General features: G+C 67.4%; 6 protein-coding genes. 5 read left to right on the top strand and 1 reads right to left on the bottom strand.

All coding sequences use genetic code 11. The features are described 5' to 3' along the window. Positions 1 to 220 precede the first annotated feature (220 nt). Entirely contained in the window at positions 221 to 1,735 is a 1,515-nt protein-coding gene (locus tag ACFRAU_RS25870) for an FGGY-family carbohydrate kinase (RefSeq protein ID WP_378001996.1), read from the top strand. Here ACFRAU_RS25870 and ACFRAU_RS25865 read toward each other — a convergent pair. Beyond that, entirely contained in the window at positions 1,720 to 2,682 is a 963-nt protein-coding gene (locus tag ACFRAU_RS25865) for a sugar-binding transcriptional regulator (RefSeq protein ID WP_378001995.1), read from the bottom strand. The genes ACFRAU_RS25870 and ACFRAU_RS25865 overlap by 16 nt on opposite strands. A 160-nt stretch (positions 2,683 to 2,842) precedes the next feature. Between ACFRAU_RS25865 and ACFRAU_RS25860 the strand changes: the two genes are divergently transcribed. The 4 genes from ACFRAU_RS25860 to ACFRAU_RS25845 all read left to right on the top strand — a co-directional run bounded on the left by ACFRAU_RS25860 (position 2,843) and on the right by ACFRAU_RS25845 (position 7,631). Further along, positions 2,843 to 3,970 carry a zinc-binding dehydrogenase gene (locus tag ACFRAU_RS25860; RefSeq protein ID WP_378001994.1) on the top strand — a complete coding sequence of 376 codons (1,128 nt, stop codon included), beginning with the start codon at positions 2,843 to 2,845 and terminating at the stop codon, positions 3,968 to 3,970. A gap of 104 nt (positions 3,971 to 4,074) precedes the next feature. Next, entirely contained in the window at positions 4,075 to 5,379 is a 1,305-nt protein-coding gene (locus tag ACFRAU_RS25855) for an RbtT/DalT/CsbX family MFS transporter (protein ID WP_378001993.1), read from the top strand. Positions 5,380 to 5,412: 33 nt separating this feature from the next. Beyond that, positions 5,413 to 7,137 (top strand): dihydroxyacetone kinase family protein, encoded by a 1,725-nt coding sequence (locus tag ACFRAU_RS25850; protein WP_378001992.1) that lies wholly within the window; start codon positions 5,413 to 5,415, stop codon positions 7,135 to 7,137. A gap of 35 nt (positions 7,138 to 7,172) precedes the next feature. Next, positions 7,173 to 7,631, top strand: coding sequence for a ribose-5-phosphate isomerase (locus tag ACFRAU_RS25845; protein ID WP_378001991.1), 459 nt, complete (start codon positions 7,173 to 7,175; stop codon positions 7,629 to 7,631). Positions 7,632 to 7,828 lie beyond the last annotated feature (197 nt).

Genomic DNA, 7,828 nt, shown 5'->3' with positions numbered 1-7,828 from the left:
CGAATCTCCTCACGAGTAAAACCCTGGCTTCTCCACGACACGCGGCTGCTCCTTCACTACAAATGAATGACTCACAACCAGCCTGACGCAGAGGGCAGCTGGACAAAAACTCCCAGGGAGGGGCGGGCAGGCGTCCCCGCCGACAAGAAGCGGCCCCCGGCTGCGGGATACGATGGCCCCAGTGCCCAGCAGCGGGCCCCACAAGGGAGGTGGTCGCCGGTTGTTCCTCGGACTCGACATAGGAACCGGCAGCAGCAAGGCCGTGCTGGCCACTTCCGACGGCACGATCATCGACTCCGCCACCGTGCACCACACTGCGTCCCTGCCCCGGCCGGGCTGGGCCGAATTCGACGCGGAGAACACATGGTGGGCCGAAGTCCGGCAGCTCTGTGGGCAGCTGTTCGCGAGGCAGGACCCGCGGCGCGTTGCCGGAGTGGCGGTCAGCGGCATGGGGCCGTGCCTCGTTGTCACGGACGCCAACCATGTGCCGCTGCGGCCGGCCATTCTCTACGGGGTGGACACCAGGGCAGCCAGGGAAATTGACGAACTCAACGGCGAATTCGGTGCGGAGCGGATCGAGGCTGACGGCGGAAAGGCCCTGTCGTCGCAGTCGGTGGGGCCAAAGCTGCGCTGGATCGCCAGGAACGAACCTCGGACCTTCGCCGCCGCACGGTACTGGTACTCCTGCAGTTCGTTCCTGGTGCAGAAGCTCACCGGCGAATACGTGATGGACCACCCCACAGCCGGCCAGTGCGATCCCCTGTACGACATCCACGGGCTGGAGTGGATCAGGGACCGGGCTGCCGCCGTGGCCGGCCACCTGCCGCTGCCGCGGCTGCTGTGGCCGGCTGACATAGCCGGCAAGGTCACCCCGGAGGCCGCGGCGCTGACAGGCATTCCGGCGGGGACACCCGTCTGTGCGGGCACGGTGGATGCCTGGGTGGAGGCGCACAGCGTTGGCGTCCGCCGTCCCGGTGACACCATGCTGATGTACGGTTCCACCATGTTTTTCGTGCAGCGGCTCAGTGTTTTCAGGAGCCACCCGCGGCTGTGGGCGGTTCCTGGGGTCGAGCCGCGCTCAATGACGCTGTCCGGCGGGATGGCCACCTCGGGCAGCCTCCTGACCTGGCTTCAGCAGCTCATGGGCGGGGCGCCGATGGCCGACCTGCTGGAGGAAGCCGGCCAAGTGCCAGCCGGGTCCGAAGGTCTGCTGGTGCTCCCGTACTTCGCCGGCGAACGGACACCCATCCTTGACCCCGACGCCCGGGGAATGATCACGGGCCTGACCCTCAGGCACGGCCGCGGCCACCTCCTTCGCGCGGCGCTCGAAGGAATCTGCCTGGGCCTGCGGCAGACGCTGGACCTGGTGGAGGAAGCAGGTGAGCCGGTCTCCCGGCTGCTGGCGGTGGGCGGCGGACTCCAGGCACGGCTGTGGTCCCAGATCGCCAGCGACATCACTGGCAGGGCGCAGATCGTTCCCCGCGTGACCATCGGGGCCAGCTACGGGGACGCCCTGCTGGCTGCTGTGGGTAGCGGGGCCGTGGCGCCGGACACCGACTGGATGCAGGCGGCAGCACGTGTGGAGCCCAGGCCGGAAACCTCCGCCGTGTACCAGGACATGTACGCAACCTACTGCGGCCTCTACCCAAGCAACCGCGACCATATGCACTCGCTGGCCCGCATGCAGGAAAGAACGGCAGGTTCGCCGCAGGGTCCGGGCTACGCCGCCAGGTAGTCCAGGACTGCCCTGGCGGTGGCCGCGTCCGTGACCAGCTTCCGGAGGTAGCCGCCCCTGGCCGCGCCCACTATGCTGCTGGCCTTCTCGGTTCCCACGGCAACACCGACCGTATGCGGAATGGAGTGCAGGATCTCCGCCGAAGTGGCCACCACACGGTCGCTGCCGGGAAATTCGACGCGGTCCCCGCGGATATCGAAGAAGTTCAGGCAGATGTCGCCCACGGCGCGCGCCAGGGAGTCGTCGTCCTTGGGAATGAAGCGTGAAATGGAGCTCCGGGTGGTGGGCGGCGCGCCAACGCCCAGGAGCGCACCCTTGGCTGATTCCCAGAGCCGCTGGATCCTCCGGAAGTCAGGATCCTGCTGCAGGAACTGGTGCATCTCGGGGGAGGGGAGCGCCTGCGTCCAGAGAAAGGCGGGGTGTGCTCCGGTATGTTCTGCGAGGGCGCGGGCAATTTCGTTGGTCTGGTACCACGGCTCCGGTTCGGTCTGGCCGCCGACGCTGGGGGCAACCAGCACGCCGGGAAGCCTTGGCAGCACGGCCTGGCTGAGTTCGTAGATGGTCCTGCCGGATGAGGCCAGCAGAACGTCGCCGGGGGCCAGCGCCATCTCCGTGACGGCCTCCGAGACCTGGGGGAGCAGCCCCACCCGAAGCCGGCGTGACTGGTCGCCGTCGGCCAGGTAGACCTTCTGGAGTGACAGGGCCTCGGAAAGCTCGGCGCCGAGGGAGCCGGAGGCGTGGCGGGACGGATCCACCACCTCGATTTTGACCAAGCCGATCCGCCGCGCCTCGGCGAGGAGGCGGCTGACGGTGGGCCGGGACACGTCCAGCGCCTGGGAGATCTTCACCTGGTTGGCGTCCTCCAGGTAGTACATCCTGGCGGCCTGGTACAGCGTCTCCAGCGGAAATTTGCTGCTGGTGCCAGCCGGGTCGTCAGTGTCCCGCATGGATCCGTCCCCTCATTGCGTTTCAGATGCCTCCATCATAGCCGACGCCTGAACAAAATTTCACGCCACAATCAGTTCAGAAATTTTGTTCTTGACATTTGTTCACGATGATCCCAGACTGGATTCATTGACGCAGGTCACACGTTCCAAGGAGGGAACCATGTCAACCACTTACGAAGAACAGACTGCAACCGAGGCCCTGGTGCCGGCCGTCATGCAGGCAGTCATCTGCCACGGGCCGGAGAACTACACTCTCGAAGAGGTGGCAACCCCGGTCCCCGGCGAGGATGAGCTGCTCATGAAGGTGGAGGCCGTCGGCGTCTGCGCCAGCGACCTCAAGTGCTACCACGGGGCTGCGAAGTTCTGGGGCGACGAGAACCGCCCGGCGTGGGCCCAGAAGGAGGTCACCCCCGGGCATGAGTTCGTCGGAACCATCGTGAGCGGCGGCACGGCTGCCCTGGCCCACCACGGACTGGAACTCGGCGACCGCGTTGCCTGCGAGCAGATCGTTCCCTGCGAGGAGTGCCGGTACTGCCAGCGCGGGCAGTACTGGATGTGCGGCCCGCACGACATGTTCGGCTTCCGCAACTACAACGGAGCCATGGCCGAGTACCTGGTGGTCCCCATCAACGCGCGGGCGCACAAGGTCTCGAAGGAGTTGGCACCCCAGCATGCAGCCTTTGCCGAACCGCTGTCCTGCTCCCTGCATGCCGTGGAACGGGCCAACATCCAGTTCAACGACGTCGTGGTGATCGCCGGCTGCGGTCCGATCGGGCTCGGCATGATCGCCGGTGCCAAGGCCAAGAGCCCGCTGAAGGTCGTCGCCCTGGACATGTCGGACGACAAGCTCGCCCTTGCCCGCAAGTGCGGTGCCGACGTCGTCATCAACGTCGGCCGCGAGGACGCTGTCCAGCTGGTCAAGGACATGACGGACGGCTATGGCGCCGACGTCTACATCGAAGGTACGGGGCATCCTTCGGCCGTGGGCCAGGGGCTGAACCTGCTGCGCAAGCTGGGCACGTATGTTGAGTACTCGGTCTTCGGCTCGGACGTCTCCGTGGACTGGTCCATCATCAGCGACGACAAGGAACTCGACGTCCGCGGCGCGCACCTCGGCCCCCACTGCTGGCCCGCCGCCATCAAGATGATCGAATCCGGCATCCTGCCGATGGACGAAATCTGCACCAACCAATTCCCGCTGGACAGGTTCCAGGACGCCCTGGACCTCGTGGGCGACACCGCCGGCGCCTCGGTCAAGGTCTCGATCCTGCCCGGCACGGCCCGCTAGGCACCCTTGCCCGGACGGGCACGCTGGCTACAGCGTCCCGCCGGGGCTCCGGCCCCGGCCGGGCCCCGAAAAACCCATCCATCCCAAAACAAAGGCGTTTTCCCATGACCACAATTGCAACGCCCGCTGCCGATTCGCGGGAACGGCTGCTCGACCGGATCGGCATTCCGCATTCCCTGCGGTGGGGCTTCCTCGGCGTCCTGGTCTTCATGACCGGCAACGGCGTCGAGTCGAACTTCATCGCCCCGCACATGGCAGCGGCGCTCGGCGGCCAGGCGATGCTGGTCCCCACCATCATCACCATGTACGGCGTCGCGGTGACGGTCGCCTCGTACCTCTCCGGCGCACTATCCGATCTCGTGGGACCCCGCCGGGTCATGGCGCTCGGCTTCGCGGCGTGGGTCACGTTCGAGATCCTGTTCCTGGTCAGCCTGAATGCCGGGTTCACTCCCGGCATCATGGCCAGCTACTTCCTTCGGGGCCTCGGCTATCCGCTGTTCGCCTTCGCGTTCCTGGTCTGGATCAACACCGTGGCCCCGCGGAAGAGCAACGGAACGGCCGTGGGCTGGTTCTACGTCATGTTCACCGGCGGCCTGCCCACGTTCGGCTCCCTGTTTGCCCTGACCTTCATCCCGCTGTTTGGCGGCGGCCACGGCGGCGAGTCCCTGACGATGGCCGCCTCGATCGGCCTGGTCACCGCAGGTTTCCTCATCGCCCGGCTGGGTGTCAGGGAAGAGCGCGGCGGCCGGCGGCTTGCCCCCGAGGGGGAGTCGACGGCGGCAGTCCTGACAGGCGGCGTCCGTCTCCTGGCGCGTGAACCGCGTATCCTCAGCGGCTTCATCGTCCGCCTCATCAACACCGCGCCGCAGTACGGCATGTTCGTGATCCTGCCCGGCGTGATCAGCGGCGAACTCGGATGGTCCCAGACACAGTGGCTGATGATGACGGTCATCGTGTACGCATCCAACATTTCCTTCAATGCCGTCTTTGGCGCCATCGGCGACAAATGGGGATGGCAGCGCACGGTCCGCTGGTTCGGCGTCGTCGGCTCGGCCGCCGGCCTGCTCGCGTGGTGGTACGTTCCGCACCTGGTTGCCCCTGGATCCGACTGGGGCTACTGGCTGTCCGTCCTGGCCGGCGTCGTGTTCGGAATCCTGCTGGCAGGCTTCGTTCCGATGGGCGCGATCATGCCCGCACTGACCCCCGACCACAAGGGCGCTGCCATGGCGATGTACACCACGGCCGCGGGCGGGGCCGCGTTCCTCGGCGCAGCCGTCGTTGCGGCCGTCCTTCCCTGGGGCGGAAACGCCGGCGTGGTCTGGGCATTTGTTGCACTTTACGGCGTCGCCTTCGTCCTCACCACCTTCCTCAAAGTGCCGGAGGACAGCGCCGGCACGCGCCATCACTAAGACCCCCGATACCAAGAATTTGGAGCACTCCCCATGACCAGGATTTTCAACGATCCCGCCGAATTCGCCGAAGACCAGTTCGCCGGCTTCCTTGACCTCTACGCGGACCGCCTCCGCGGAGTCCCCGGCGGGGCTGTGGCGCTGCGCACCGGCGAACCGCAGGTGGCCGTCATCGTCGGCGGGGGCTCGGGGCACTATCCCGCCTTTGCCGGCCTGGTGGGCGGCGGATTCGCCACGGGCGCCGTCGTTGGAAACGTGTTCACGTCACCGTCGGCAGCCCAGGTCTACTCGGTGGCGAAGGCCGCGCACCAGGGACGGGGAGTGGTCCTGACGTTCGGAAACTACGCCGGGGACAACATGAACTTCGGCATCGCCGCGGAGCGCCTGCGCAAGGAGGGCATCGACACCCGGATTGTGGTGGTCACAGATGACGTCGCCTCCGCCGCCGAAGAGGACAAGCGCCGGGGTATTGCGGGCGACTTCTCCGTCTTCAAGGTGCTCGGCGCCGCTGCGGCGGCCGGTCTGGATGTCGACGGCGTTGAGCGGGCCGGGCGTGCCGCCAACGCCGCCACCCGGACCATCGGTGTCGCCTTCTCCGGCTGCACCATGCCGGGGGCCGGGCGGCCGCTGTTCACGGTGCCGCACGGCCAGTTGGGCCTGGGGCTGGGCATCCATGGCGAGCCGGGTATCCGCGACCAGGCCATGCCCCCGGCCGCAGAGCTGGCACAGCTGCTGGTCGCGTCCCTGCTGGAAGCCGCGCCGCAGGGCGCGGGAAGGCGCGTGGCACCCATCCTGAACGGACTCGGCACCACCAAGTACGAAGAGCTCTTCCTCCTCTGGGGCACGGTGGCGCAGCTGCTGCGGGAGGCGGGACTGAAAGTGGTGGACGCCGAAGTCGGCGAACTCGTCACGAGCCTGGACATGGGCGGCGTGTCGCTGACGCTGATGTGGCTGGATGATGAGCTCGAAACATTCTGGACAGCTGACGCCTACACCCCGGCATTCCGCAAGCAGCGGGCTCCCATCGCGGCCGCCGCCGGCTACGTGCAGGACGCCGATGGCGGGGTCCGGGAAACCCGGGCCATCCCGGAAGCGAGCCCGGCCGCCGTCGTTCTTGCCGGGACGGCACTCAGTGCCCTTGAAAGCATGGCCGCCAGCCTCCACGCGAACGAGGCGCGGCTGGGCGAGATCGACGCTGTGGCGGGCGACGGCGACCACGGCCGCGGCATGGTCAAGGGGATTGACGCCGCTCTCGCGGCTGCCAGGACGGCATATGACGGCGGGGCTGGCGCGGCTTACGTGCTGCAGTCGGCTGGCCAGAGCTGGGCGGAGCACGCCGGCGGCACCTCCGGAGTACTGTGGGGAGCTGCCCTCGAGGCTGCCGGTCTGTCACTCACGGACCGGAAGGCCGACTACACAGACGGCGACTTCGTGGCCGCGGTCCAGGCGTTTTCCGGCGCGATCCTGGACCTCGGGCGGGCCACGGTGGGGGACAAGACCCTCGTGGACGCGCTGCTGCCGTTCGCCGGCGAACTCGCCGACGGCGTCGAGCAGGGCCACCCTTTCGCTGACGCCTGGCGGGCCGCGGCCGGGGTGGCCGTGGAACAGGCCGAAGCGACGGCATCCCTGCGGCCCAGGCTGGGCCGCGCCCGCCCGCTGGCTGAAAAATCCATTGGCACCCCCGATGCGGGCGCCACCTCGTTCGGGCTGCTGGTCCGCGACCTGGCGGGCCTTCGCAGCGGGACGCTGGCCTCCTGAACTCTCTGACCAACCACCCCGAAAGGATTCCCACCATGACAGAAAAACTCAGAATCGTCGTCGGCTCCGATGACGCCGGCTTCGATTACAAGGAAGCCCTGAAAAACGACCTGGCCGCACACGGCCTGGTGGCAGACGTCGTCGACGTCGGCGTGGGTCCCGACGGCCACACCGCCTACCCGCATGTGGCAGTCGAGGCCGCCCGCATGGTGGCCAGCGGCGCCGCGGACCGGGCACTCCTGGTGTGCGGCACGGGCCTGGGCGTGGCGATTTCCGCCAACAAGGTCAAAGGTGTCCGCGCCGTGACGGCCCACGACTCCTTCTCCGTGGAGCGGGCGGTACTCAGCAACAACGCCCAGGTCCTGTGCATGGGCCAGCGCGTGATCGGCCTTGAACTGGCGCGCCGCCTGGTCAGGGAGTGGGTGGGCTACACCTTCGACGAAAGCAGCGCCTCGGCGGACAAGGTCGCCGCGATCTGCCGCTACGAGGACTGAGGCCCAGCGGAGGCGTCTTCCAGAAGAGTCGCCTGAAGGAGCCCGGGGCTGAGGAGTTTTTGTCCACTTGTCACGACTTCGAGGCGCTCTAACCCGCGACAACCCTCTGCGTCAGGCTGGTTGTGAGTCATTCATTTGTAGTGAAGGAGCAGCCGCGTGTCGTGGAGAAGCCAGGGTTTTACTCGTGAGGAGATTCG

The sequence above is a fragment of the Arthrobacter sp. NPDC056691 genome (genome assembly GCF_042791415.1).
Taxonomy (GTDB): Bacteria; Actinomycetota; Actinomycetes; order Actinomycetales; family Micrococcaceae; genus Arthrobacter.
This window is presented reverse-complemented; position numbering and strand designations above follow the sequence as displayed.

Bases quoted from the DNA above. Each gene is read 5' to 3' on its own strand.
- ACFRAU_RS25865 (WP_378001995.1), bottom strand. From the start codon at position 2,682: ATGCGGGACACTGACGACCCGGCTGGCACCAGCAGCAAATTTCCGCTG.
- ACFRAU_RS25860 (WP_378001994.1), top strand. From the start codon at position 2,843: ATGTCAACCACTTACGAAGAACAGACTGCAACCGAGGCCCTGGTGCCG.
- ACFRAU_RS25855 (WP_378001993.1), top strand. From the start codon at position 4,075: ATGACCACAATTGCAACGCCCGCTGCCGATTCGCGGGAACGGCTGCTC.
- ACFRAU_RS25850 (WP_378001992.1), top strand. From the start codon at position 5,413: ATGACCAGGATTTTCAACGATCCCGCCGAATTCGCCGAAGACCAGTTC.
- ACFRAU_RS25845 (WP_378001991.1), top strand. From the start codon at position 7,173: ATGACAGAAAAACTCAGAATCGTCGTCGGCTCCGATGACGCCGGCTTC.